General features: G+C 73.4%; 19 protein-coding genes and 1 tRNA gene. 4 read left to right on the top strand and 16 right to left on the bottom strand.

Translation table 11 applies throughout. The annotated features are described in order from the left end of the window. The first annotated feature begins 309 nt into the window (after positions 1-309). On the top strand, positions 310-795 hold the full coding sequence (locus GVV75_RS10420) for an ATP-binding cassette domain-containing protein (RefSeq protein ID WP_159812983.1): 486 nt from the start codon (positions 310-312) through the stop codon (positions 793-795). Here GVV75_RS10420 and prmC read toward each other — a convergent pair. The 12 genes from prmC to argS all read right to left on the bottom strand — a co-directional run bounded on the left by prmC (position 770) and on the right by argS (position 15,352). After that, on the bottom strand, positions 770-1,654 hold the full coding sequence (gene prmC / locus GVV75_RS00245; RefSeq protein WP_159812985.1) for a peptide chain release factor N(5)-glutamine methyltransferase: 885 nt from the start codon (positions 1,652-1,654) through the stop codon (positions 770-772). The genes GVV75_RS10420 and prmC overlap by 26 nt on opposite strands. Next, positions 1,651-2,751 (bottom strand): peptide chain release factor 1, encoded by a 1,101-nt coding sequence (gene prfA / locus GVV75_RS00250; protein ID WP_159812987.1) that lies wholly within the window; start codon positions 2,749-2,751, stop codon positions 1,651-1,653. Before prfA ends, prmC begins: the two co-directional genes overlap by 4 nt. A gap of 94 nt (positions 2,752-2,845) precedes the next feature. Beyond that, a complete protein-coding gene (gene rpmE, locus GVV75_RS00255; RefSeq protein ID WP_159522280.1) occupies positions 2,846-3,058 on the bottom strand; it encodes a 50S ribosomal protein L31 in 213 nt (70 codons plus the stop codon). A gap of 256 nt (positions 3,059-3,314) precedes the next feature. Next, positions 3,315-5,270: a transcription termination factor Rho gene (rho, locus tag GVV75_RS00260; protein WP_442858376.1), complete on the bottom strand. Its 1,956-nt coding sequence runs from the start codon at positions 5,268-5,270 to the stop codon at positions 3,315-3,317. A 325-nt stretch (positions 5,271-5,595) separates the two neighbouring features. Beyond that, entirely contained in the window at positions 5,596-6,345 is a 750-nt protein-coding gene (locus tag GVV75_RS00265; RefSeq protein WP_236266023.1) for a CE1759 family FMN reductase, read from the bottom strand. Between the two features lie 31 nt (positions 6,346-6,376). Then, positions 6,377-7,651, bottom strand: a complete 1,275-nt coding sequence (locus GVV75_RS00270; protein WP_236266011.1) for a CE1758 family FMN-dependent luciferase-like monooxygenase — start codon at positions 7,649-7,651, stop codon at positions 6,377-6,379. Between the two features lie 150 nt (positions 7,652-7,801). Beyond that, entirely contained in the window at positions 7,802-8,776 is a 975-nt protein-coding gene (locus tag GVV75_RS00275) for a permease (protein WP_159813155.1), read from the bottom strand. A gap of 5 nt (positions 8,777-8,781) precedes the next feature. Next, the gene (locus GVV75_RS00280) at positions 8,782-9,711 is read right to left on the bottom strand and encodes a TIGR03943 family putative permease subunit (RefSeq protein WP_159812993.1); all 930 of its coding nucleotides are present in this window, start codon (positions 9,709-9,711) and stop codon (positions 8,782-8,784) included. After that, entirely contained in the window at positions 9,708-10,607 is a 900-nt protein-coding gene (gene thrB / locus GVV75_RS00285) for a homoserine kinase (RefSeq protein WP_159522272.1), read from the bottom strand. The genes GVV75_RS00280 and thrB overlap by 4 nt, the downstream gene beginning before the upstream one ends. 2 nt (positions 10,608-10,609) lie before the next feature. Further along, positions 10,610-11,932 carry a homoserine dehydrogenase gene (locus GVV75_RS00290; protein WP_159522270.1) on the bottom strand — a complete coding sequence of 441 codons (1,323 nt, stop codon included), beginning with the start codon at positions 11,930-11,932 and terminating at the stop codon, positions 10,610-10,612. Positions 11,933-12,167: 235 nt separating this feature from the next. Continuing rightward, positions 12,168-13,673, bottom strand: a complete 1,506-nt coding sequence (gene lysA / locus GVV75_RS00295) for a diaminopimelate decarboxylase (protein ID WP_236266012.1) — start codon at positions 13,671-13,673, stop codon at positions 12,168-12,170. 2 nt (positions 13,674-13,675) lie between these two features. Continuing rightward, on the bottom strand, positions 13,676-15,352 hold the full coding sequence (gene argS, locus GVV75_RS00300; protein WP_159812995.1) for an arginine--tRNA ligase: 1,677 nt from the start codon (positions 15,350-15,352) through the stop codon (positions 13,676-13,678). A gap of 170 nt (positions 15,353-15,522) precedes the next feature. Between argS and GVV75_RS00305 the strand changes: the two genes are divergently transcribed. Continuing rightward, positions 15,523-15,598 (top strand) — tRNA-Arg (locus GVV75_RS00305). Between the two features lie 468 nt (positions 15,599-16,066). Here the strand turns inward: GVV75_RS00305 and GVV75_RS00310 are convergent. The 4 genes from GVV75_RS00310 to GVV75_RS00325 form a co-directional block, all read right to left on the bottom strand. Next, a complete protein-coding gene (locus GVV75_RS00310) occupies positions 16,067-16,870 on the bottom strand; it encodes a glycerophosphodiester phosphodiesterase (protein ID WP_159522262.1) in 804 nt (267 codons plus the stop codon). After that, positions 16,867-18,432 carry a peptidoglycan DD-metalloendopeptidase family protein gene (locus tag GVV75_RS10485; protein WP_275690042.1) on the bottom strand — a complete coding sequence of 522 codons (1,566 nt, stop codon included), beginning with the start codon at positions 18,430-18,432 and terminating at the stop codon, positions 16,867-16,869. The genes GVV75_RS00310 and GVV75_RS10485 overlap by 4 nt, the downstream gene beginning before the upstream one ends. Positions 18,433-18,639: 207 nt before the next feature. Continuing rightward, a complete protein-coding gene (locus tag GVV75_RS00320; protein ID WP_159522260.1) occupies positions 18,640-19,758 on the bottom strand; it encodes a hemolysin family protein in 1,119 nt (372 codons plus the stop codon). Beyond that, positions 19,755-21,107 (bottom strand): hemolysin family protein, encoded by a 1,353-nt coding sequence (locus GVV75_RS00325; protein WP_175994056.1) that lies wholly within the window; start codon positions 21,105-21,107, stop codon positions 19,755-19,757. Before GVV75_RS00325 ends, GVV75_RS00320 begins: the two co-directional genes overlap by 4 nt. A gap of 287 nt (positions 21,108-21,394) precedes the next feature. Between GVV75_RS00325 and GVV75_RS00330 the strand changes: the two genes are divergently transcribed. Further along, on the top strand, positions 21,395-25,108 hold the full coding sequence (locus GVV75_RS00330) for a multifunctional oxoglutarate decarboxylase/oxoglutarate dehydrogenase thiamine pyrophosphate-binding subunit/dihydrolipoyllysine-residue succinyltransferase subunit (protein ID WP_235904936.1): 3,714 nt from the start codon (positions 21,395-21,397) through the stop codon (positions 25,106-25,108). A gap of 191 nt (positions 25,109-25,299) precedes the next feature. Further along, positions 25,300-25,914, top strand: a complete 615-nt coding sequence (locus tag GVV75_RS00335; RefSeq protein WP_159522256.1) for a GDSL-type esterase/lipase family protein — start codon at positions 25,300-25,302, stop codon at positions 25,912-25,914. Position 25,915 lies beyond the last annotated feature (1 nt).

Raw genomic sequence — 25,915 nt, forward strand, 5'->3', positions numbered from 1 at the left:
TCAGAAGGGTTCGGCTGGGTAGCGACGACGGTACTCGTCGATCACGCAGGTCAGCCGTCGTCCGCTGCACGGGAAGTCTGCCCGATGGCCGCGGAGTGAGCCAGGGCCCACCGGCACCCCGATACCAGGGCCGATCCGCTCAGGCGTGGCGACTCGGGCGAGAACGTGAAACTGACTCGCACTCCTGGTCGCCCGCTGACACAGGACTGCGATCCCCCTGTCGGGCTGGGCACCAGGGCACCGCGCCAGGACGGGCGAGCACCACCAGTGCCCACCGTCAACCGCCTCGCGCACCCCCGAGGATCAGCCATGAGCGCCGCCGTCTGCAAGGACGTCACCCAGCGCTTCGGCGACCTGATCGCCCTGGACTCGGTCAGCCTGGAGGTCCGCACCGGGGAGATCCTTGGGATCATCGGACCCAACGGCGCCGGGAAGACCACCCTTCTCAGCCGGATCGAGGGACTGGCCAAGCCGACGGCGGGCAGCATCAAGGTCCTGGGCCTGAACCCAAGCGCGGATGCCCACGCCCTGTCCCTGCGCACCGGTGTCCAACCGCAGCAGGCCGCCCTGCCACCGCGGCTCAAGGTCGGGGAGGCGCCGGAGTCCCTGTCTGAGATCGAGGGCGTGACCGAGGTCGAGCGGGGGCACAGCGCCACTGCCTCCGCCAGCGCCTCACGCGAGACCGCATCGCGGAGCACTACCGGGGCGAGGACATCGACCGCGCGACCGAGCCGAACAACCGCGGGGGCGGAGGCACCGAAGGGACGGTTCAAGCCCGTGAGGCTCGCTCGGTGACGGCCCGTAGGTAGCGGTCGCGACCGGCGAGGTCCTGGCCGGTGACCGCCTCGGTGAAGCCGGCACCGAGGGCGGCGGCCCGCAGCGCGGCCCCCTGCCCGGGGTCGTGTTCCATGACCAGCACGGCGCCGGGGCGCAGCAGGGCAGCGGCCCGCTCGATGACGGCGAGCGGCAGGCGCAAGCCGTCCGCTCCCTCGCCGTACAGGGCCAGGTCCGGGTCGTACCCGGCCGTCTCGACGTCCTCCACCTCCCCGGCGGGCACGTACGGCGGGTTGGAGACGACCACGTCGACGCTCCCGTCCAATTCGGCGAGCACGGCCGGGGCGGTGGCGTCACCGCCGACAACCTCCACCCGTCCCGGCGCCAGGCGCTCGCAGTTCTCCCGCGCCAAGGCGAGGGCGGCGGTATCGATCTCGACAGCCCACACGCGGGCCAGGGGAACCTCCGCCGCGACCGCGGCGGCAATGGCCCCCGAACCGGCGCACAGGTCCACGACCACGGGGCCACGTCCCTCCTCCGACGCCACCGCCCGGGCGGCCTCGATGGCGGCCCCGGCCACCACCTCGGTCTCAGGGCGCACGATGAACACACCCGGTCGGCACTCCAACTCCAGCCCCCGGAACCACATGACGCCGAGAATGCGCTGCAGCGGTTCGCGTGCGGCACGACGCTCCACCAGCGCCGCGTATGCGGCGGCGAAGCCCTCGGGGGCGCCGTCGGCGAGCAGCAGCGGCCCGCCCAGCAGGTGCTCGGCCAGCAGCCGGGCGTCGACCTCCGGCGAGGCGACGCCCGCCAGCGCAAGCATCTGCCCCGCCTCACGCACCGTCCGCCGCAGCGCGTAACGGTCGAGTGAGTTCACGACTGCTCGCCGACGGCCGCCAGGCGCTCCGCCTCGTCCATGGCGATGGCCGAGTCGATGACCGGCCCCAGGTCGCCGTCGAGGACGGCGTCGAGGTTGTAGGCCTTGTAGCCGGTGCGGTGGTCGGCGATGCGGTTCTCGGGGAAGTTGTAGGTGCGGATGCGCTCGGAGCGGTCCACGGTGCGCACCTGGGAGCGGCGGGCCTCAGCGGCCTCGGCCGCAGCGGCGGCGGCGCGCTCGGCCAGCAGACGGGAGCGCAAGACCCTCAGCGCCGCCTCCTTGTTCTGCAGCTGGGACTTCTCGTTCTGCATGGACACGACGATGCCGGTGGGCAGGTGCGTCAAGCGCACGGCCGAATCAGTGGTGTTCACGGACTGGCCGCCGGGGCCCGACGAGCGGAAGACGTCGATGCGCAGGTCGGCGGGGTCGATCTCGAGCTCACCGGGGTCATCGGACTCGGGCATGACGAGGACCCCGGCGGCGGAGGTGTGAATGCGGCCCTGGCTCTCGGTGACGGGAACGCGCTGAACCCTGTGGACGCCACCCTCGTACTTCAGGCGGGCCCAAACCCCGTCGGCGGGCTCGACGGCGCCGCGCGCCTTGACGGCCAGGCGGACGTCCTTGTAGCCGCCCAGGTCGGAGTCGGTGGCGTCCATGATGGTGACGCTCCACCCCATCCGCTCGGCGTAGCGGGTGTACATGCGGGCCAGGTCGGAGGCGAACAGAGCGGATTCCTCCCCGCCCTCGCCGGCCTTGACCTCGATGATGACGTCCCGGGCGTCGTCGGGGTCGCGGGGAACGAGGACGTGGCGCAGGCGGTCGGCGGCCTCCGCCTCAGCAGCCTCGAGGGAGGGGAGCTCGCCGGCGATCTCGGCGGCGAAGCCGGGGTCCGCGGCGGCGAGCTCGGCGGCGTCATCCAGGTCGGCCCGGGCATCCGCCCAGGCGCGGTGCGCGGCGACGACCTGCCCGAGCTCGGCATAGCGCCGCCCGAGGCGCCGCATGACGGCGGGATCGGCCGCGGCGGGACCGGCCATCTCCACCTCCAGCTGGGCGTGCTCGGCGAGCAGCGGCTCGACGGCGCTGAAGTCCTCGCTCATCATGGTCCTCTCGGGGCGGAAGGCGGATTGCCGGGATGCGACGACGCCGGCGCTGGGCTCGCGGGGAGCCGGGCGCCGGCGTCGGTCGGGATGCTTACTTCTTGCGCTTGCCGTAGCGGGCCTCGAAGCGGGCGACACGGCCGCCGGTGTCGAGGATCTTCTGCTTGCCCGTGTAGAACGGGTGGCAGGCGGAGCAGACGTCGGCGCGGATCTCGCCAGCGGTGACGGTGGAGCGAGTCTCAAAGGTGTTGCCACAGGTGCAGGTGACCGTGGTGGCCACGTACTCGGGGTGAATGCCCTGCTTCATAGGTGTCTCCTTCAGCAATCAGAGGGTCCCGGGTCCCGCACGGCAGCGCGGGTGAACCGGAGGCCGTGGGTGATTATGCCGCCGCGCGCCCCGGTGGCACAACGCGGCGGCCAGTGACGCCGAGCACCCGGAGCTGGCCCTCGGGCGGCAGACCACGCTACCTGGAGGACTGACGCGCGGGCGGGCCTGCCAGCCTCGATTCCGAGGCGGCGGGGCCCACCCGCGCGCCTCGCCGGGGATGCGTCCTGTCAGTTCGTCACTCGCCGTCGTCGGCGTCCGCCAGGGAGGCGCCCGCCGGCGTCGTCTTGGAGATGACCATGAGGAACTCGGCGTTGGACTGGGTGTCCTTGAGCTTGGAGAGCACGAGTTCGAGGGCCTGCTGCTGCTCCAGGCCCGCGAAGAGGCGGCGCAAGCGCCACATGATCTTCAGCTGAGCGGGGTCGATGAGCAGCTCCTCGCGACGCGTGCCCGAGGCGGCCACATCCACGGCGGGGAAGATGCGCTTGTCGGCGAGCTGGCGGGAGAGCTTGAGCTCCATGTTGCCGGTGCCCTTGAACTCTTCGAAGATGACCTCGTCCATCTTCGAGCCGGTCTCCACCAGCGCTGTGGCCAGGATCGTCAGGCTCCCGCCGTTCTCGACGTTGCGCGCGGCGCCGAAGAAGCGCTTGGGCGGGTAGAGCGCCGCAGCGTCGACACCACCGGACAGGATGCGCCCGGAGACGGGGGCGGCGAGGTTGTAGGCGCGGCCCAGGCGGGTGATGGAGTCCAGGAGCACGACGACGTCCTGCCCGAGCTCCACCAGGCGCTTGGCGCGCTCAATGGCCAACTCAGCGACGATCGTGTGGTCCGAGGCCGGGCGGTCGAAGGTGGAGGCGATGACCTCGCCCTTGACCGTGCGCTGCATGTCGGTGACCTCCTCGGGACGCTCGTCGACGAGCACGACCATGAGGTGGGCCTCCGGGTTGTTCACCGCGATGGCGTTGGCAATCTGCTGGAGGACGATCGTCTTACCGGCCTTGGGCGGGGAAACGATGAGCCCGCGCTGGCCCTTCCCGATCGGGGAGACGAGGTCGATCACGCGCGGCGTGACGGCCTTCGGCGTGGTCTCCAGGCGCAACTGCTCCTGCGGGTAGAGGGGGGTCAACTTGGCGAACTCCGGGCGGCGCTTGGCTCGCTCGGGGTCCATGCCGTTAATCGTCTCCACGGAGACCAGGGGGTTGTACTTAACGCGGCCCGCGCGGTTCTGCCGCCGGTTCTGGCGCCCGCTGTGACCGCCCCCGAACTGAGCAGACTCGCCGCCCTCGCGGACCCAGCCCGAGACGGCGTCGCCCGGGCGCAGGCCGTGCTCCTTGACCTGGGCGGCCGAGACGTAGACGTCCTTCGAGCCGGGCAGGTACCCGGAGGTGCGCAGGTACGCGTGGTTAGGGTCGGAGGCGTCGAGGATGCCGGCTACCGGGAGCAGGACCTCGTCCTCGCGGGGGGCGCGCTGCCTGCCCTGCTGCTGGTTGCGGCTGTCGCGGCCGTCACCCTCGTCGTCGTAGCGGTCACGGCCGCGCTTACGGCCCCGGCGACGGCGCCCGGGACGGCCCTCGTCCTCGCCATCGCGACCCTCGCGCTCAGGGCGGTCCTCGCGGCGGACGCGCTCGGCGGGCTCGACGGCGGCGGTGCCGGTGACGTCGGCCAGGTCGCGCATGAGGGCGGCCTTGGCGTCGAGATGGTCCTCGGCGGAATCGGGGCCGTCGGCGGGGCGCTGGTCGCGCTCGGCACGGCGACGGCGGCGCGAGCCCTCCTCAGACCGGTCGGAGCGCTCCGCGCGGTCGGCGCGCTCGCGACGAGGGCGGAGTGCGCTGTCAGAGCTCTGCGCGGGGGCGTCCCCACTGCGCTCCGAGCGGGTCGGCAGGTCGAGCTCAAGGGAGGCGGGGACATCGCTCGGGGCACCGGCGGCGGCCGTGGCGCGGCGACGGCGCGGGCGGGAGGAGCCCTGCGCGGGGGCCTCAGTGGAGGCCGGCGCCTGGGCGCTAGCGGGCTCGGAGGCAGGGGCCGCGCCATCCTTGGCGCTGGAAGCGGTCGATTTGGCGCTGGAAGCGGTCGATCCCTGCGCCGCGGGGGCGCCGGCGTCACGGATCGCGGCGATGAGCTCGCTCTTGCGCATGCGGGAGGTGCCCTTGAGGCCCATTGAGGAGGCGAGCTGCTGCAGCTCGGCCAGGCGCATGGCAGTCAGGGCGGGGGCGCTGGAAGTCTCAGTCACGAGTGTCCTCATGGTGTGGCGCGCGCGATGGCTGCGCGCGGGTAGGGGGATAACCCGGATTCATTCACGGGAGAGGTGATGCACTGCGCGGCGCCAGGGTGATGCCTCGGTCCGGTGGTTCAGTGCTCGCGGCGGGCTGGCTGCGTCGCCACTGGGAGGCGCTATGGCTCGGCCGCTGGACGCAGCATAGCAGGGATCGGCGACCATCCCCACTGCGGCCGCCAACACGCGGCGAGGCCGGGCCCAGGGCCCGCGCCCTCGTGGTCGTGGTTCGAGGGCGCACGAGCGCTCAGGAGATGCCGCCCGCCGCCTCCCCGCCGCGCGACCGCCCCGGCAGGAGGTCGGTCATCGGGGTGAAGCCCGCCAGCGCGTCCACCGGGGCCTGGCGGCTCAGCCGCGTCATGAGATCCGCGAACTCCGCGCCCGCCCGGGCGATCCGATCGGCCAGGGGCGCCCCACGGTGGGGGCCGTCGCCGTCGGAGCCCTGCGCCCATGCGGCGCCGAAGTCCTCGCTGGCGGCGAAGACCGCGAGCGTCGTCGGGCGGGCCTTGAGGTAGGTGAACAGCGGCCGCAGCGCCATCTCAGTGACGAGGCTGTGCCGCGCGGTGCCAGCGGTGGCGCCCATCAGGACGGGCGCGTCGCGCAGGGCGCCGTCGGGAATGACGTCGAAGAAGCCCTTGAACAGGCCCGTATAGGAGCCCTGGAAGACGGGGCTGACCGCGACGACGCCGTCAGCTGAGGACAGGGAGTCAATGGCGGACTGGAGCCCTCCGCTGATCGGACCTCCGATCCCGGCCAGGGCGATGTCGGCCGCCAGGGGTCGCAACGCTATGACCTCGGTGGTGGCCAGCCGGGCTCGCGACTCCAGGGCGGCGCGCGCGGCCTCCACGAGGCGCTCGGCGAGCATCGCGGAGGTCGACGGCGCTCCCAGGCCCGCGTGGACGGCGACGATCCGGGGGATGCGGTCCATCTGCGCGTGCTCGTAGGCGTCGGGCGTCTCGCCGTGCTCCCCGGCGGGAGCGGCACGCCTCGCGCCCATCACCCGCGCGCCGCGATACGGCTCACTCATGTCAGATCCTCACTCTCCTGCCCGTGAGCGGGTCGAAGTCGTTCACGAGCCCGAAGGGCTCCTCGGCAGGGGGATTCCCGCCGGCGAGGGCGGCCTCGTGGCGGGGGTGGAGCGGGGCGTCGGGGACGCCGTCGGGGCGGGAGCCCTCGAGCTCGGCTCGCAGGGCGGGCACGATCCGGGTGCCCAGGATCTCGAGCTGCTCCATCACGACGGAGTGCGGGGCCCCGCCGGCGTCGATGAGGAAGCCCTGGCGCTGGTAGTCGCCAACGGCGTCGCGATAGGTGAGGTAGCGCTCGACGATCCGCTCGGGAGTGCCGACCGTCAGCGGGGTGTGGGCCGTCATGTCCTCCAGGGAGGCCCCCTGGTAGACGTAGCTGGAGCGGAAGTAGGGGGTGTAGCGCTCGATCGCCGCGGCCTCGGACTCAGCGGCGAAGAACTGGCCGCCCAGGCCGACGATGGCGTGTTCGGCCCGGCCGTGGCCATAGTGCTCGAAGCGCTGCCGGTAGAGGTCGACCATCCGCCTGGTGTGGTCCAGGGGCCAGAAGATGTTGTTGTGGAAGTAGCCGTCGCCGTAGTAGGCGGCCTGCTCGGCTATCTGGGGCGAGCGGATGGACCCGTGCCATACGAAGGGGGCTGCGCCGTCGAGCGGCCGGGGCATGGAGGTGAAGTCGGTCAGCGGCGTGCGGAACTCGCCCTCCCAGTCCACGTTGGTCTCGCGCCACAGGCGGCGCAGGAGGTCGTAGTTCTCCACCGCCAGCGAGATGCCCTTGCGGATGTCCTTGCCAAACCAGGGGTAGACGGGGCCGGTGTTGCCCCGGCCCATCATGAGGTCCACGCGGCCATCGGCGACGTGCTGGAGGAAGGCGTACTCCTCGGCCAGGCGCACGGGGTCGTTCGTGGTGATGAGGGTGGTGGCGGTGGACAGGAGGAGGCGGGAGGTGCGCGCGGCGATATTGCCCAGCAACGTCACCGGGGAGGAGGGGACGAAGGGCGGGTTGTGATGCTCGCCGGTGCCGAAGAAGTCGAGGCCGAGCTGCTCGGTGGCCACGGCCATCTCAATGGTGTTCTTGATGCGCTGGTGCTCACTGGGCGCGCGCCCGGTGGCGGGGTCGGCGACGATCTCGCCGACGGTGAAGATGCCGAAGTGCATCCGGTGGCGGGGCGCGGGGGCGGCCTGGTCGACGGGGGCGGCCTGGCTCACCTGGATGGCCGGGGACTGGCGGTCGGAGGCGGTTGTCGCGGGCGCAGCGCCCGGGATGGTCCGCGCGCTGCTCATGGCGCTGTCCTTTCATGGCTTTCACGCCTGTGCGTGATGCCCCGACTCTAACCCAGTTAGTTGAGAATGCAACTACTCAGGGGTGGCGCCTCGATCACACCACCCAGCCGTCCCCGAACCGGTCTCGCTCGTGTTTTCGACCGGTCTCGCTCAGAGGGGGAGGAGGAGGGGGCCGATGGCGAGGGCGCAGAGGATGGCGGCGCCCAGCGCGAGCGGGACGAAGCGCACCACGAAGCGCCGCCCGAAGGCCCCGTACTGCATGGCCATGAGTTTGAGGTCCACCATGGGGCCGACCACGAGGAACACCAGTTGGGCCGTGGCGGGCACTCCCGTGAAGGAGGCGGCGACGAAGGCGTCGGCCTCCGAGCACAGGCTCAGCACGATGGCCAGTCCGGCCATGACGAGCGCGGCCGCCCAGGGCCGCTCCCCCAGAACGGCGAACCACTCCCCCGGCGCCGCGACCCTGACCAGGCCCGCCACCATGGCGCCGACGACGAGGAAGCCACCGGCCTCCAGCAGGTCGTGCACGGCCGCCGCCCTAAAGGCGTCCAGCCTGCCAGCGCCCCCATGCCGGTGCTGGTCGCAAGCCCCATCGTCGGCGCCCCCTGGGCCCAGGGCAAGGCGGGCGTCGTCGTCGAGCAGGATCCAGGCCCAGCCGACGAGCACCGCGGCGAGGAGCGAGGCGACCAGGCGGGCGATCGGCATGCCGGGCGAGCCCTGGTAGGCCACCGCGGTGGACACGAGCACGATGGGGTTGATCGCCGGGCTGGCCAGTAGGAAGGCCAGGGCCGCGGCGGGCGGCGCGCCACGCTGGATGAGCGAGCGGGCCACCGGCACGGAGCCGCACTCGCAGCCCGGCAGGAGGACGCCGGCCCCGGCGGCCACCGGGACCGCGAGCGCGGGGCTGGACGGCGTGGCGCGGCGCAGCAGGCGGACGGGAACGAGCGCGGAGAGCGCGGCGGAGACCAGCACTCCCAGCAGGAGGAAGGGCAGGGCCTGGACGGTGATGGCCACGACGATGGTCGCCCACGAGCTCGCGGCGCCGTCGAGCCCGGGCGAGATCAGCAACTGGGGGCCCGGGGAGCGGAGGGAGGGAGCGCTCAGCGCCACGGCCGCCGCGCCCATCGCGCTCACAGGTAGGGCTCCTTGGGCTGGGGGATCTCGCGGAGGCGCTCGACGTCGATCGCGGGCCCGCCTGCGGCCCCGACAACGGTGCCGACCACCTCGTACCAGCGGTCGGCGCGCAGGCCGCCGACGTCGGCGCCGGGGACCGGTCCGCCACCGGCGCGCAGCCCCACCTGGTAGGGGACGGCGTCGGCGGCGCAGCAGATGATCTGGAAGCGGCCCAGGACCCAGCCTCCCTCCCCATCGGGGGCGGCGAACCCGATCACGGTCACGCGCTCGCCGAGGAGCTCCCCGCGGCGTGCCGAGTCCCAGTACTGGCCGAGCTCGGCCAAGGTGAGCGGGTTGTTCGCGTCGGGGTCGAGGGCGGGCAGTGCCGTGCCGCGCCGGGCGGCGCGCGCGGCTAGGTCGATGCGCTCACCGGTCCAGGCGTCGACGGCCACCGCGCCACCGGCCTCGCCGTGGGCGGCTGCCGCTCTTCCCCCGCCCACGGCGGTGGATGCGAGCAGGGCGCTTCCCAGCGGCGCGGGTGAGGCGGCGGCCAGGACGGCGGGCAGGAGGAGGAGCCAGGAGGCCGCCCGCGGGCGGTGGGCGCCGCAGCCCCGCCGTCGCGAGCCGCGCAGTGCCCAGAGGCTCCAGGCCGCGAGGGCGAGGAGGAGGGCTGCGGTCAGGCCGAGCGCGGGGGTGAGCAGCGGCTGGACGTAGTGGTGGCTGCGCCCGGTGAGGACGAGCGCTCCCAGGAGCAGGCCGAGGACGAGGACGATGACGGCGCCAGCGGCCTCTCCCGCGCGGGAGGCGGCTCCCCCTGGCCCGGGACCGCGCGAGGCCTCCTCCCCTCCCCCGGGCGCCGGGGCGTAACCGGTCTCGACGCAGTTTTCGACCGGTCTCGGTAAGAGGGGGGTGGGGGCCTGAGTTCGGTCGGCCGCGGGGTCGCTCACAGGAGGCGGGCGCCCTGGGTGTCGATGCCGGGGGTCAGCACCTGCCAGCCGTGCTGCTCCAGGGTGAAGCGGGTCTGGTCGGCCAGGCGCGCCAGGACCAGCACGGTGGGACCGGCCCCCGAGATGACCGCGGGGTAGCCCTGCTCGCGCAGGGAGTCCATGACGGCCATGGAGCCGGGCAGGACGTCGCGGCGGTACTCCTGGTGGAGACGGTCCTCAGTGCCCGCCATGAGCAGGTCGGGGCGACCGGCGAGGGCCAGCATGAGGACCGCGGCCCGGGAGGTGTTGAACAGCGCGTCGGCTCGGGGCACCGAGTCCGGCAGGACCCGGCGGGCCTCCTCGGTGGACAGGCGCGTGGCCGGGGGCGGCACGAGGATCGTCACCGGCAGGGAGCCGTCCACGGGCATGGGGGCGGAGCGGGGGGTCCCGTCCGCCTCGATCCAGGCCACCGTGGCGCCGCCGTAGACGGCGGGGGCGACGTTATCCGGATGCCCTTCGAAGCGCGTGGCCAGGGAGAAGACGGCGTCAAGGGGCAGGGCCTGGGGGTCTGAGAGCAGGCCTCGGGCGAGCATGAGGCCGGCGACAGCGGCGCACGCCGAGGAGCCGAGCCCCCCGCCGTGGGGGATGCGGTTGACGCAGCGCATCTCGAACCCGGCCTGGGGGGCGCCGGCGGCCTCGAGCCCGGCGCGCAGGGCCCGCACGACGAGGTTGTCGTCATCGGTGGGGACGACGCCCTGGCCCACGCCCTCCACGCGCACGCTCGTGGCGCCGATGATGGGGCGGACGCTGACCTCGTCGTAGTAGCGGAAGGCCATGCCGAAGGAGTCGAAGCCCGGCCCCATGTTCGCGGTGGTCGCGGGGACGCGGACCCGCGCCTCCTCATGGGCGATGCGCACCGTCACTCCCCCTCGACGCGCAGGACGGAGATGACTTCGCGGACCTGCTCCATGCCGCGCAGCGCATCGACCGCCCGGTCGAGGTGGAGGACGGCGGCCGGGTGGGTGACGATCGTGACGAGGGGATCGACGCCGTCGGAGACGTAGGAGGCCTGGCGCACAGAGTTGATGGAGATGCCATGGTCGGCCATGGCCTGCATGATCGCGGCGAGCGTTCCGGGGGCGTCCACGGCGCGCAACTGGATCTGGTAGCGGGTCAGCGCCGACTCGGGGCCGAGGATCGGCAGGTCGGCGTAGGCGAGCTCGCGGGGCGCCTGCCCCCCGCCGACGCGGTGGAAGGCGGCGGCGACGACGTCGGAGAGCACGGCGGAGGCGGTGGGCGCCCCGCCCGCGCCCTGCCCGTAGAACATGAGGCGGCCGGCGGACTCCGCCTCGACGAGCACGGCGTTGAAGGCGCCGTGGACGCCGGCCAGGGGGTGGTCCGCGGGGACGAGGGCGGGGTGGACGCGCACGGAGACACCGTTGGCGTGATCGTCCTCGCGGCGCTGGGCGACGGCCAGGAGCTTGAGGACGCAGCCCGAGGCATGGGCCTCGCGGATGTCGTCGGCGGTGATGGAGCGGATGCCGGTGACGTCGACGTCGTTGATGCCCACCCTCGTGTGGAAGGCGAGTGAGGCGATGATGGCGCACTTGGCGGCGGCGTCGAGGCCATCGACATCGGCGGTGGGGTCCGCCTCGGCGTATCCGAGGGCCTGGGCGGCCGCGAGGGCCTCCTCGAAGCCGAGGCCCTTGGTGCTCATCTCGTCGAGGATGTAGTTGGTGGTGCCGTTGACGATGCCGAGCACGCTGGTGACGCGGTCCCCGGCCATGGACTCGCGCAGGGCGTAGACCACGGGGATGGCGCCGGCGACGGCCGCCTCGTAGTAGAAGTCGGTGCCGGCGGCCGCGGCGGCGGCGTAGAGCTCGGGGCCGTGGGCGGCGATGAGGGCCTTGTTGCCGGTGATGACGGAGGCGCCGGCCTTGAAGGCCGCCAGGATGAGCGTGCGGGCTGGCTCGATGCCGCCGATGAGCTCGATGACGAGGTCGTTGCCGGTGGCCACGGCGGTGGCGTCGTCGGTGAGGAGCTCGCGGGGGATGTCGGTGTCACGCGGGGCGTTCACGTCGCGCACGGCGACGCCCGTGATCTCCAGACGGGCGCCGGAGCGGGCGGCGAAGTCGTCGGCCTGCTCGCCGAGCAGGCGGATGACCTGGCTTCCGACGGTGCCGGCGCCGAGGACACCGACGGTGAGGGCGCGCGCCGCTGGGCGCTGGGGATTCTCAGTCACGTCTGACCACCTGGTTCTCAGGGCGCGCGAGCGCCGGGGCTGGGTGGGCGCGCCGTCGGGGGGTCGCGGAGCACGCGGCGGCGTCCGAGCGGTGGGGCCGCTGGGCGCCTGGGGCGACGACGAGCCGGTCCGGCCCAGCATAGGGGCACCGGCCTCGCGGCGCTCGTCCCGACCGGCGGGCAGGCGGGGCCGACGGCGGGCCCAACCCCGCGGCGGTCCCGGCCCCGCGGAGGGCTCAGCCCTCCAGGCGCAGGAGGTCCTCGACCGTCTCAGGGCGCAGGACCCAGCCCTGCTCGCCCCCCGCCACCCAGGCCACGCCCGGGCGGGTGAAGAGGTTGTAGTTCATGGCCATGGAGCGCCCGTAGGCGCCGGTGGCGGGCACGGCGAGCACGTCGCCGATGACGAGGTCCGCGGGCAGGTCGACGTCGCGAACGACGATGTCCCCGCTCTCGCAGTGCTTGCCGACCAGGCGGGAGCGCACGAGGCCGACGGCGGGGTCGGGGCGGCGGCCCGCCAGCAGCGCGGTGTAGTCGGCGCCGTAGAGGGCCGGGCGCAGGTTGTCGCTCATGCCGCCGTCGACGCTCACGTAGAGGCGGCTCGTGCCCTGCCCCAGCTCGACGCGCTTGAGGCCGGTCACCGTGTAGAGGGTGACCTGGGCGGGGCCAGCGATGGAGCGGCCGGGCTCCACTGACACATGGGGGACGGCGTCGCCGAGCTCGTCGCACAGTCGGCGCACCACGGCCGCCAGCGCGCGGGCGAGAGCCGCGGGTGAGGGGGCGGGGGCGTCGGCACCGGTGTAGGCGATGCCGAGGCCGCCGCCCAGGTCGATCTCCTCGCACAGCACGCCAGTGTCGGCCGCGACCTCGTGGCGCAGGCGCAGGACCGCCTCGGCGGCGGCCTCGAAGCCCGCGGGGTCGGTGATCTGGGAGCCGATGTGGGAGTGCAGGCCGCGCAACTCGAGCTCGGGCGCGGCGATGATCGCGTCGATGGCGGCGCGGGCGGCGCCGGTGTGGACCGACAGGCCGAACTTCTGGTCCTCGTGGGCCGTGGAGATGAACTCGTGCCCGCCGGCGTGGATGCCAGTGGTCAGGCGCACCATGAGCCCGGCGCGCTCATCGGGGCCGTATATGCCCTCGGCGCGCAGGCGGCGCACAGCCTCAGCCGCGTGGGCGATCTCCTCGGGGGAGTCGACGACGAGGTGCCCGAGGCGCTCCTGGACGGCCGCGGCAACCTCGGCGGAGGTCTTGCCATTGCCGTGCAGGCCCAGGCGCGAGGGTGGGAAGGACTCGGAGTCGTCCCCCTCCCCGCTCAGGGCCGCCAGGCCGATGGCCAACTCGACGCGCGAGGCGGTGTCGATGCCGAGGCCGTCGGAGAGCATCCACCGGGCCACGCGAGTGGTGAGGAAGGCCTTGCCGGCGTAGAAGGCGTCGCCGCCATTCATGCCGTAGCCCGGCCAGAATTCCTCGGCCATGGCGGTGGCCCACACGCGCGCGCGCCCGCGCATATCAGCCTCATCGAGGACGTAGACGGGGGTGGGGGCGCTGGCGAGGATCTCGGACACTGAGCGCCCGCCGATCACCAGCTGGCCGTCGTCGCCGCGGTGGGCCGTGGTGGGCCACAGGTCGGGGCGCTCGGCGGGCTCGGGGCAGGCCAGCGCCCCCAGGGGCCGCTCGCCACTGGGGACCAACGCCCCGGCGCCCCCAGTGCCCCCGGTGCTGCTCCCGCTGCTCATCGGCGTCATGCTCACATCCTCTCAGGAGCGCTGACCCCCAGCAGCCCCAGCCCATTCGCCAGGACCTGGCTGACGGCGTCGTTGAGCCACAGCCGGGCGACGTGGCCGGGGGTGATGGCGTCATCCCCCCGCGGGGTGACGCGGGTGGCGCCGTACCAGGTGTGGTAGGCGGCCGCGAGGGACTCCAGGTAGCGCGCCACGCGGTGCTGCTCGCGCAACTCGGCCGCCTGGGCGACCACCGCCGGGTACTGGGCGAGCGCGCCCAGGAGCGCGGCGTCGGCGGGATCGTCGAGGGCGGCGGGATCGAAGCCAGCCTCCCGCGTGACCCCGTGCTCGGCGGCGTTGCGCGCCACGTTGCGAGTGCGGGCGTGGGCGTACTGGACGTAGTAGACCGGGTTGTCGTTGGAGGAGGAGGCCAGCAGGTCCAGGTCGATGTCGATCATCGAGTCCATGGACGAGCGAGTCAGGGCGTAGCGGGCGGCGTCCACGCCGACGGCGTCGACGAGGTCCTCCAGGGTGACGATCGTGCCGGCGCGCTTGGACATGCGCACCGGCTGCCCATCGCTCACAAGGTTGACGAGTTGGCCGATGAGGATCTGCATGTTGACCTGGGGAGTGTCCCCGAAGGCCGCGCACATGGCCATCATGCGGCCGATGTAGCCGTGATGGTCCGCGCCGAGCAGGTAGACGGCGCAGTCGGCGCCGCGCTCGCGCTTGTCCAGGTAGTAGGCCAGGTCCGCGGCGAAGTAGGCGGCGTTGCCGTCGGACTTGATCAGGACGCGGTCCTTGTCGTCGCCGAAATCGGTGGTGCGCAGCCAGACGGCGCCGTCGTGGTCGTCGATGACGCCGCGGGAGCGCAGGCGCTCAATGGCGCGGTCCACGGCGCCGGAGGCGTGCAGGGAATCCTCATGGAAGAAGACGTCGAAGTCGGAGCGGAAGGCGTGGAGCTCGGCCTTGATGGAGTCGAACATGAGGTCCACCCCGCGGGCGCGGAAGACCTCGGTGGCCTCGGCGTCGGGCAGGCTGGCGGGCTCGGGGCGGTCGGCGGCGGCCTCGGAGCGGGTGACCTTCTCGGCGATCTCGCCGATGTAGGCACCGCCATAGCCGTCCTCCGGGGTCTCCTGGCCGCGGGCCGAGGCCAGCAGGGAGCGGGCGAAGCGATCGATCTGGGTCCCGTGGTCGTTGAAGTAGTACTCGCGGGTGATGCCGGCCCCACAGGCGGCGAGGATACGGGCAAGGGAGTCCCCCACGGCGGCCCAGCGAGCGCCGCCGAGGTGCACCGGGCCGGTGGGGTTGGCAGAGACGTACTCGAGGTTGATGTGCTGGCCGGCCAGCGTCTCGTTGCGGCCGTAGGTCTCGCCCGCGGTGACGATCACGCGGGCGAGCTCGCCGGCGGAGGCGGCGTCGAGGCGGATGTTGAGGAAGCCAGGGCCGGCGACCTCGGCGGAGGCGACGCCGTCGAGGGCCTCGATGCGGGGGGCGAGGAGCTCGGCGAGGACGCGGGGGCTGGTCCCGGCCCGCTTGGCCAACTGCATGGCGACATTGGTGGCCCAGTCGCCGTGGTCGCGGTTGCGCGGGCGCTCGACCTTGGGGAGCCCGATGTCCTCCGGGGCGAGGGCCAGGGAGCCGTCGTCGACGGCGGAGGCGAGGACTGTGCGGATTGCTGCGGCGAGCTCTTCTGGGGTCACGGCCGCAAGAGTACCGGACCCAGGCCGGGGCGCCCCGGGCGGGACCGGGACCCGGGCGGGGGCGGGACCCGAACTCGTGGGCGCCCGGCTCCCGACCGGCGGGGCGGGAGGGCCGCGAACCGCCCGCCGGTTTCCCCCCTGGGCCGGGCACTGGTACAGTCGCGCAGCGGGCCCCGGTAGCTCAGTGGATAGAGCGTCTGCCTCCGGAGCAGAAGGTCGCAGGTTCGAATCCTGTCCGGGGCACCACCGAGCCCCCGCCCGGCGCGACGTCGGCGGGGGCTCCGTCGTCGTCGCCCCGCTCAGCGCGGCCGGGCATGGCGACGGCCGACGGAAGAGTCGAGGGCCCGTGGGCCCGGGCTCTCACCCGGACCCACGGGCCCTTCGCTCACGAGGCCGCTCGACTCCCCCGGTTCCCATGACAAGGGAGGAGCGGTCCTCCTTCACCGAAACGAACGGAACGGGCTCCCTAAGACCCGCACCGATCTCGATGCGAAGCGGTCACCGGGTTCCCCAACCCTCGCGCCTCGCACCGTTCGGCGGCAGTCACTATGTAACCCGCCGGACCTGGGAGCACACCCCCTTTTGAACTGGGAAGCACCTGGGAAATGACGCCGAGTGGTGACGAACTCGCCCCGTGGCGCCCGAGCGCGGGACCACAGGCGCTCTCACGCGGGGCCGAGCGCCCCGCCAGTGGAGAGTGAACCGGTCTCGCTCTTATTTTCGACCGGTCTCGGCGCTGTTTTCGACCGGTCTCGATCTTAGGGAGTGGAGGGCCAGGGCGGGACGGTCGGTGATGATCGCGTCCACGCCGAGGCCCGCCAGGCGCCGCATCTCCTCCGACTCGTCGACGGTCCACACGTGGACCTCCATGCCCGCGGCATGGGCGGCGGCGATGAGACGCCGGGTGACCACGGGCACGCCCCAGTGCGCCGTGGGCACCTGGGCCGCGTCGACCCGGCCGCCGCGGGAGAGGCGGTCGAGGACCGCACGCCGCAGCAGGCGCCTGGGAAGGGACGCCTCGGCGGACAGGAGCAGCGCGGCGATGTCCCGCATCCCCAGGGAGGAGCGAATGGTGGGCTCCAGGGCCCGGGCGCGGCCGAGCCGGCGCGAGGAGAACGAGGAGAAGCGCACCCGCTCCAGCGCGCCAGCCCCCCTCACCACGGCGATCGCCGCCTCGACGACGCGGTCGTCCTTGAGGTCGGCGTTGAGGCCCAGGCCCGGGTGGGCCTCAAGGGCCTCGTCGAGGCGCACGGGCGGGCGCCCGTCACCGGCGTCGACAGTGGCCAGGTCGGCCCAGCGCAGCTCCTCGATCATCCGGGGATCGCCCGTGGTGCGCTCCAGGCCCGGGTCGTGCGAGAGGACGACGACGCCGTCGGCGGTGGCGCGCAGATCCGTCTCCATCCACTCCAGCCCGAGCCGGACCGTGCGCTCCAGGGACAACCAGGTGTTCTCCGGGGCCTCGCCTCCCCCGCCCCGGTGGGCGATGACGGCGCAGCGGCGCCCCGGAGCAGGCGTCACGAGCAGTCCGTGGTGAGCGCTACGGCCTTGTTCTCCTTGAGCCAGGTCCACGGGTTGACGGTGGAGGAGTCCGCCACGTCGTTCTTGGTGCGGATCTCGAAGTGGAGGTGCGGGCCGGTGGAGTAGCCGGTAGAGCCCACGCCGGCGATGAGCTTGCCGGCCTCGACAGTGTCGCCCTTCTTGACGTAGATCCCGTCCGCGTACATGTGCAGGTAGGAGGAGTACCAAGTGGTGCCGTTGATGCGGTGCTCGATGGTGACGGTGCCGGTGCCGTCCACCATGCCGGCCTCGACCACGGTTCCCGAGGCGATCGCGTAGATGGGTGTGCCCACCGGGGCGGCCATGTCCTGCCCCGCGTGGAGCTTCTGGAAGCCCAGGGTCGGGTGGATGCGGTAGCCGTAGTCGGAGGACAGCTCGTAGGTCCCCGCGACCATCGGGTAGAAGAGCTCGGGAGTCTTGGTGAAGGCGCTGGTGTTCCCGGAGGCGCCGGAGCGCTGGGCGCAGGTCACCGCCGCGTTCTCGTAGGCCTCGCGGATGCGGGCCAGGGTCGCGGCGTCGGGGGCGTTGGAGAGCTCGGCGTCCGTGCCGGGCCCGAGGTCGGCGTCGGAGCCCAGCACGCCGGCTGACACGGAGGACGGCGTGCCGGCCGCGACACCCAGGTAGGCGGAGGCCGCCGCGGAGGAGGACCCGACCCCATTGTCCAGCACGCGGGCCTCGAGGGGCGCGACGACAGTGACAACGGCGAGCACGGCGAGAACGGCGACCCTGCTCGTGGTGCCGAGCAGGGTGCGGCGACGAGCGCGCGCCGGCGGGACGATGGCGTCAGCGTCCTCCAGGCCCCCAGGGGCCTCGAAGCCGGTGTCGGTGGGCTGCTCGGAGGATGGGATCTCCACCGTGGGCCCGTCGAAGCCGCGGCGCGAGCCCGACGCGGGGCCCGCGGGCGCGGCGGTGCCCGCATCCTCCGCGGGGGGCTCGCCGAAGGGCTTGAGCGCGTCGAGCCCGAGGGCGTCTTCGCGCGCGACCATCGCGGGGGCGTCCTCCCCGGCCGACAGTGGCCGCCAGATCGGGCCCTCGGCCTTGCCCCGGCGCTCCCAGCGCTCGGGATCCCGGGGGGCGGGCGAGGGGGGATACGCCCGAGGCGCCGCGGGCTCGGGCTGCGCGGCAAAACGCTCGATCGCGCTGGCGTACAGGGGCGAGTCGGGGAACTGGGTGGCAGCGCCGGCGGCGCGCGCGGCATGGAGGGCGCTGGCGGTACTGGGCGCGCTGCTCGCGGCCTCCCGCTCGGCCCGGCGACGCTCCTGCCGGAGGCGCTCGCAGCGGGTGGCCGGGGCCTGGGGCGCCGATGCGGCGCGACGGGGCGCGCTCGACCCGGCGGCGCTGAGGGTGGGGACGCTGGCCAGCGCCGCCGGCACACGTGAGGGGGGCTCCATCACTGCGCCGCCGAGTCCATCCGCACCGGGGACGGCACCCTCGGCCTGACCGCTCCCAGGCGCCGCGAGCGCGGCCCGGGCGGCCCGCTCCGCATCACGGCGCTGGCGGCGGGTCAGAGGAGGCTGGTTCACGCTGGGATTCTCCAGATCGTTCCGGGAACTTCCTCGGTCACCACCGGGGAGGCAGGGGTCGGGTCGGGCCGACGATCAACTCGGCCTCTTTCACCTTAGCGAGCCGACGCCGCGAGCGCCACATGGGCTGCGGCACGCAGCGGATCCGGGCAGGTCGTCACCGCTTCAGGAGGGCGCTGACTCATCCTCAGCGGCGTTGGGCCGCGGTCAATCCCGGTCCCTGCGCTGGTGCTCCTCGCGCTGCATGGCGTCGTTCACCTCGCCGACGAGCTCCTCGAGGATGTCCTCCAGGAAGACCACACCGATGGTCCGCTCACCGCGCCCCTGCCCGACGGGCTCGAGCACGCGCCCGAGGTGCGCCCCGGTGCGCTGCATGGCGGCGAGCACGTCCTCGACCTCGTCGTCGGCTCGCACCGGCACGAGCGCCCGCGAGCGCCAGGCGGGCACGGGCTCGCGGCGCTCGCGCTCATCGGCCCCCAGGATGTCCTTGAGGTGGATGTATCCGGTGATGATCAGTTCGGCGCCGTCCTCGCGGGCGGCCGCGGCGCCGTCGGGCCCGCCCGCCCGGGTGATCGGGAAGCGGGAGAACCCGGTGGAGGCGACCTGGCGCTCGACGTCCTCCGGGGTGCAGTCCAGGGGCAGGGTGACGAGCTCGCCGAGGGGCACCATGGCCGAGCGCGCGGTCTCCTCGGAGAACTCGATCGTGGAGCTCAGCAAGCCGGAGTCGTCGTCGAGGACACCCTCGGCGGTGGAGCGCTCGACGATCGCGGCGACCTCCTCGACGGTGTAGACGGCGGACACCTCGTCGCGCGGCTCCATGCCGAGCGCGCGCAGCACCCCGTTGGCGATCCCGTTGAGCCCGGCGATAACGGGCCCGACCAGCCGGGAGAGGGCCACGAGCGGCGGGGCGAGCCAGCGCACGGCGGATTCGGGAGCGGCGATGGAGAGGTTCTTGGGGACCATCTCACCGGCGACGACGTGCAGGAACACGACGATGACGAGGGCCGCGACGACGGCGGCCGCGTGAGCGCCGGACTCCCCCACGCCGACGGCGAGCAGAGGCCCGGCGAGCAGGTGGGCCAGGGCAGGCTCGGCGATGACGCCCAGTCCCGTGGAGCACAGGGTGACGCCGAGCTGGGCGGTGGCGAGCATGGCAGAGACGTGCTCAAGGGCCCACAGGGCGGTGCGGGCGCGGGCGTCGCCGGCCTCGGCCAGGGGCTCCAGGGCGGCGCGGCGGGAGGAGGTGACGGCGAACTCGGCGCCGACGAAGAAGGCGTTGCCCACCAGGAGGGCGACGGCGATGGCGAGGGCGACGGGGGCGCTCATGCGCGCGCTCCCCCCTCAGCGGGATCCTCGCCCGCCCCGGAGGCGCCGGCCGCCCCCACGGGGCGCACGCGCAAGCGGGTGATGCGCCGCCCCTCCATGGCCTCGACGATAAGCTCGGCCCGCGGCAGGGCCAGGCGGTCCCCGATGGCGGGGATGCGGGCGAGTTCGGTCATGACCAGGCCGCCGAGCGTCTCGTAGGGGCCGTCGTCGGGGACGTGGACGCCCGCGCGGGTGGCGAGCTCGTCGGGGCGCATCCAGCCAGGGACGATCCAGTCGCCGGAGGCCTCCAGGTGCGCGCCACCTCGGCGCCGGTCGTGCTCGTCGGCGACATCGCCCACAATCTCCTCGACGGCGTCCTCGAGGGTGACCACCCCGGCGGTGCCGCCGTACTCATCGACGACGACGGCCATCTGGACGCCCTGGGCGCGCAGCTCGACGAGCAGGGAGGCCAGGGGCATGGTCTCGGGCACGCGCGGGGCGGGCGTCATGAGCGAGGAGGAGGTCACGGGCACCTCGGCCCGCTTGGCGTGGGGAACGCCGATGGCGCGCCGCAGGTGGACGATGCCCTGAATGTCGTCGACGTCGTCACCGGTGACGGGGAAGCGGGAGTGGCCGGTGGCGCGGGCCAGGTCGACGACATCGGCGGCGGTGGCGCGCGCGGGCAGCGTGTGGAGGCGGCCGCGGTCGGTCATGACGTCGACAGCGCTCAGCTCGGCCACCAGGATGGAGCGGGTGAGCAGCGTGGCGGTGGAGGCGTCCAGCGCGCCCTCCTTGGCGCTGTGGCGCACGAGGGCGGCGAGCTCGCCGGCCGAGCGGGCGCCGCTGAGTTCCTCGGCGGGGGTGATGCCCAGCCGACGCAGGACGATGTTCGCCGTGGCGTTCAGGACACGGATCACCGGGGACAGGATCGTGGTGAAGCCGGACAGGAACGGGGTGACCAGCCCCGCAGCGCGCAGGGGGTCGGACAGGGTGGCGTTCTTGGGGATAAGCTCGCCGACGATCATGGAGAAGGCGTTGACCAGGACGAGGGCCAGGGTGACGGCGGCGCCGGCGGCCACGGACTGGGCCACCCAGCCCGACAGGAGCCCGTCGAGGATGTTGGCCAGGGCGTCCTGCATCGTGTAGCCCAGCAGGATCGTGGTCAGCGTGATGCCCACCTGCGCCCCGGACAGGAGCGTGGACAGGCGCCCCAGGGCCAGCCGCACCCGCTCGGCGCGGCGGTCGCCCGCGGCGGCGCGCGTCTCAACGGTGGAGGGGTCGAGGGCGACGAGGGAGAACTCCCCGGCGACGAAGACCGCTGTGCCCGCGGTCAGGAGGATGCCGACAAGGATCATGAGCGCGTCGCGCACGTCTCCCCTTTCCTATGGTGGTGGGCCGCACGCTACCACCGCGCCCGGGGCTCGCCCGGGCGGGGCCGGGGGACGGCTCTCTCCCTCCCCGTCAGCCGCGTCGCGCGCCGGTGCGATCCCGGCTCGCCCGCCGTTTCCCGGGAGCCAGGCCTCATGTGCCCGTAGACTTGGGCCAGCGCCCGGGCGCCGGTGCTCCGCGCATCACGGCCCGGCACCGCCGTCCCCGCTATCAGGAGAGATGAGCCGTGACCACCCCGCAGACCGCAGACTTCGGCGCCAACGAGTGGATGGTGGAGGAGAAGCGCGAGGCCTGGCTGGCCGACGCCTCCTCGGTGAGCGCGCCGTGGCGCGAGTTCTTCGAGGCGACGGGCCCCGTCGGCGGGCCCGGGCCGGAGGCGTACGGGGCGCTGCATGACGTCACGCGCTCGGACCTGCCCCCGGCCCCACCGTCGAGCACGGAGCCGCCGACCTCCCCCTACGCCCAGCGCCTGGCGGCCTGCCCCCGCTCCCCACAGGAGGTCCCCGCCGCGGACACCGACATCCGCCTCAAGGGGGCGGCGGCCCGGACGGCCAAGAACATGGAGGCCTCGCTGGCGATCCCCACGGCGACATCGGCCCGCGCCGTGCCGGCCAAGGTCCTCATCGAGAACCGGGCGATCATTAACGCCCACCTGGCGCGCACACGGGGCGGCAAGGCCTCCTTCACCCACCTCATCGGCTGGGCCGTGGTGGAGGCGCTGGCGGAGATGCCGGCGATGAACGTCTCCTACCGGCTCGACGACGATGGCCGCCCCACCCTGCGCTCCCCCGCGCACGTGGCTTTCGGGCTGGCGATCGACGCGCCGTCGTCCAAGGGCGAGCGGCGGCTGCTCGTGCCCTCCATCAAGGAGGCGGACCTGATGGACCTGGCCGGGTTCATCGCCGCCTATGAGGAGTTGGTGCGCAGGGCGCGCGCCGGGGGGCTGGGCGTCGAGGACTTCGCCGGCACCACGGTCACGCTCACCAACCCCGGCATGATCGGCACGCTGCACTCGGTGCCCCGGCTCATGAGCGGCCAGGGGCTCATCGTGGGCGTGGGCTCGATGGCCTACCCGGCGGCCTTCGCCGGGGCGAGCGAGGAGACCCTGGCCAGGCAGGGTATCGGCAAGGTCCTCACCCTGACATCCACCTACGACCACCGGGTCATCCAGGGAGCCGCGAGCGGGGAGTTCCTGCGCCTGGTGGAGCGCAAGCTCATGGGCCTCGACGGCTTCTGGGACCGCGCCTTCACCTCGATGCGCGTCCCGCACGAGCCGGTCGCCTGGCAGCGCGACACCACCTACGACCCCGAGCTCGAGACCGGCAAGCCCGCGCGGGTGGCCGAGCTCATCCACGCCTTCCGCCAGCGCGGGCACCTCGCCGCGGACACCGACCCGCTGACCTACCGCCAGCGCCACCACCCGGACCTGGACCTGACCTCCTATGGGCTGAGCCTGTGGGACCTGGACCGCTCCTTCCCCACCCGGGGGGTGGGAGGGGCCGGGCGGGCCACGCTGCGCGAGATCCTGTCCCTGCTGCGCGAGGCCTACTGCGGCACCGCCGGCATCGAGTACATGCACATCCAGGACCCGGCCCAGCGGGCGTGGTGGCAGGAGCGGCTCGAGGGCCCCCGCGCGCCGATGAGCGCCGACGAGCGCCGCCGGATCCTGGCCAAGCTCGTCCAGGCGGAGGCCTTCGAGACCTTCCTGCAGACGAAGTATGTCGGGCAGAAGCGCTTCAGCCTCGAGGGCGGGGAGTCCCTCATCGTGGCTCTCGACCGCCTCCTGGACGCCGCCGCCCACGACGGCCTGGACGAGGTGGTCATCGGCATGGCGCACCGCGGGCGCCTCAACGTGCTGACCAGCATCGCAGGCAAGTCCTACGGCCAGGTCTTCGACGAGTTCGAGGGCAACGGCGTCATCGTGGGGGCGGGCACCGGGGACGTGAAATACCACCTGGGCACGGAGGGGGTCTTCTCGGGCACCGACGGCGTGAGCACCCGGGTGTCGCTGGCCGCCAACCCTTCCCACCTGGAGACGGTCGACGGCGTCGTCGAGGGGATCACGCGCGCCAAGCAGGACCGGATCGGCCTGGGCGAGCGCGGGTACACGGTCATGCCGGTGCTCGTGCACGGCGACGCGGCCTTCGCGGGCCAGGGCGTGGTCTACGAGACCCTCAACATGAGCCAGCTGCCCGCCTACCGCGTCGGCGGGACGGTGCACATCATCGTCAACAACCAGATCGGCTTCACCACGGGGGCGGCCTCGGCGCGGTCCACCAACTACGCCACGGACCTGGCCAAGGGCCTGCAAGTGCCGATCTTCCACATCAACGCCAATGACCCTGAGATGGTGGCCCGCGCGGTGCGCCACGCCTACGAGTACCGGGCGGCCTTCCACAAGGACGTCATCATCGACCTCATCTGCTACCGGCGCCGCGGGCACAACGAGGGCGACGACCCCTCGATGACTCAGCCGGTCATGTACCGGCTCATCGACTCGCTGCCCTCCACGCGCGCCGTCTACACCACCGACCTGCTGGGGCGCGGGGAGATCACCGCCGAGCAGGCCGAGCGGATCGAGTCCTCCTTCCACGACGAGCTGGAGCGGATCTTCGCCTCCACGCGCGCCCAGGCGCCGGGCGGGCCCGAGGCCGGCCCGGCGGCGGCGCCCGTGGGCGAGGACGCCTCGCTGGCCGACCCGACGACGGTGGGCCGATTCCCCGGCGGCCTGGGGGTCCCAGCCTCCCAGGAGGCCGGAGCGGGCATGATGATCGGCTGGAGGAGCGCCGTCGAGCCGGGCGTCATCGAGCGCATCGGGGACGCCCAGGTGGCCTGGCCCGAGACCTTCACCGTCCACCCCAGGCTGGAGCCGATGCTGCGCCGCCGCCAGGCCGCCAGCCGCGCCGGCGGCATCGACTGGGCCTTCGCCGAGCTCATCGCCCTGGGCTCACTGCTCATGGAGGGCGTGCCGGTGCGCCTGGCCGGGGAGGACGCGCGCCGAGCCACCTTCGCCCAGCGGCACGCCGTCCTGCACGACCACAGCACGGGCGCGGAGTGGACTCCCCTGGACTTCCTCACCCCCGGCCAGGCGCCCCTGGAGATCTACGACTCCCTGCTCAGCGAGTACGCGACCTTGGCCTTCGAGTACGGCTACTCCGTGGAGCGGCCCGAGGGGCTGACGCTGTGGGAGGCCCAGTTCGGGGACTTCGCCAACGGGGCGCAGTCGGTCATCGACGAGTACGTCACCTCCGCGTCCCAGAAGTGGGGTCAACGCTCGGGCCTGGTCATGCTCCTGCCCCACGGGCAGGAGGGCCAGGGGCCGGACCACTCCTCGGCGCGCATCGAGCGCTACCTGCAGATGTGCGCGCAGGAGAACATGCGCGTGGTGATGCCGTCGACCCCGGCCAACCACTTCCACCTGCTGCGCGAGCAGGCCTACTCCCGGCCGCGCCGCCCGCTCATCGTGTTCACTCCCAAGCAGTTGCTGCGCCTCAAGGCCGCCACGAGCCCGGTGGAGGCCCTCACCTCCGGCTCCTTCCAGCCGGTGATCGGGGAGGTCGATGCGGCGATCTCGCGCGGGGGCGGCGTGGACCGGGTGCTCCTGTGCTCGGGCAGGGTCTACTACGACCTCATGGCTGAGAGGGAGCGGCGCGGGGACGCCTCCACGGCGATCGTGCGCCTGGAGCAGCTCTACCCGCTCGACGGCGAGGCGATCGAGGCGGCTCTGGCGCCCTTCCGGGGCGCGGAGGTCGTCTGGGTGCAGGACGAGCCGAGGAACCTGGGGGTCTGGCCCTTCCTCGCCCTCGCCGCCCCCGCCGGGCTGGCCCGGCGCCTCTGGCCCGCGGGCCATCGGGGCGGCCTTGACGACGGCGCGGCCCACTGCGTGTCGCGCCCGGCGGCGGCCTCCCCCGCGCCCGGCACGGCGGGGCTGTACAAGCGCCAGCAGGAGACGCTGGTGGCCCAGGCGTTCGACCGCTCCTGACGGCACCGGTCCCGGGGCGCGGAGGGGTGGCCGGGGGGGCCCGCGCCTCCCGGGCCCTTCCCGCCCCCGGGCCCCGGCGCGCGGGTGCCGCGCCCGCAGCGCGCCGCCGGGATCGGGAGGGCCGGATCGGTAGTCTGGGGCCACTGGGGGCCACTGATCGGGAGGACTCCCGCACGAACAGGAGACCGTCAATGAGCGCAGCAGCCGTCCCTGGAGCGGCCGACGCCAACAGGATCCACTTCATCGGCGATGAGATCGTCGCCGGCTACGGCGATGCGCGGGCGCTGGGCTGGACCGGCCGTGTCCTGGCGCGCACGCCCCGCGAGGCTGACCTGCTCCCCTCCACCCTGGCGATCCCCGGGGAGACCCTCGCCCAACTCGCCGAGCGCTGGCACGCCGAGGTGGCGCCGCGCTCCACCCACACCCGGGACAACCGGCTCGTCATCGGCATCGGCGTCGGGGATGTGCTGGCGGGCATGTCCGCAGCGCGCTCGCGCCTGGCCCTGGCCAACATCCTCGACAAGGCCTCCAGCGAGCACCGGCCCTGCTTCGTCGTCGGCCCTCCGCCGCTCCCCCACGCGGACACCGATGCGACGGCGGCGCTGTCGCACGCGGCGGCCGAGGTGTGCCGGCGCCGCTCCACGCCCTACGTGGAGGTCTTCGACCCGCTGCGCCACCACGACCAGTGGCTCACGGACGTGGCCGGGGGCGCCGGGCACCCGGCCCAGACCGGCTACGGGCTCATGGCCTGGCTCGTGCTGCACCGCGGCTGGTACGAGTGGCTGGGGGTTGAGGCCCCCGCCTGAG

It is taken from the genome of Actinomyces sp. zg328 (assembly GCF_009829635.1).
Classification (GTDB): Bacteria; Actinomycetota; Actinomycetes; order Actinomycetales; family Actinomycetaceae; genus Actinomyces; species Actinomyces marmotae.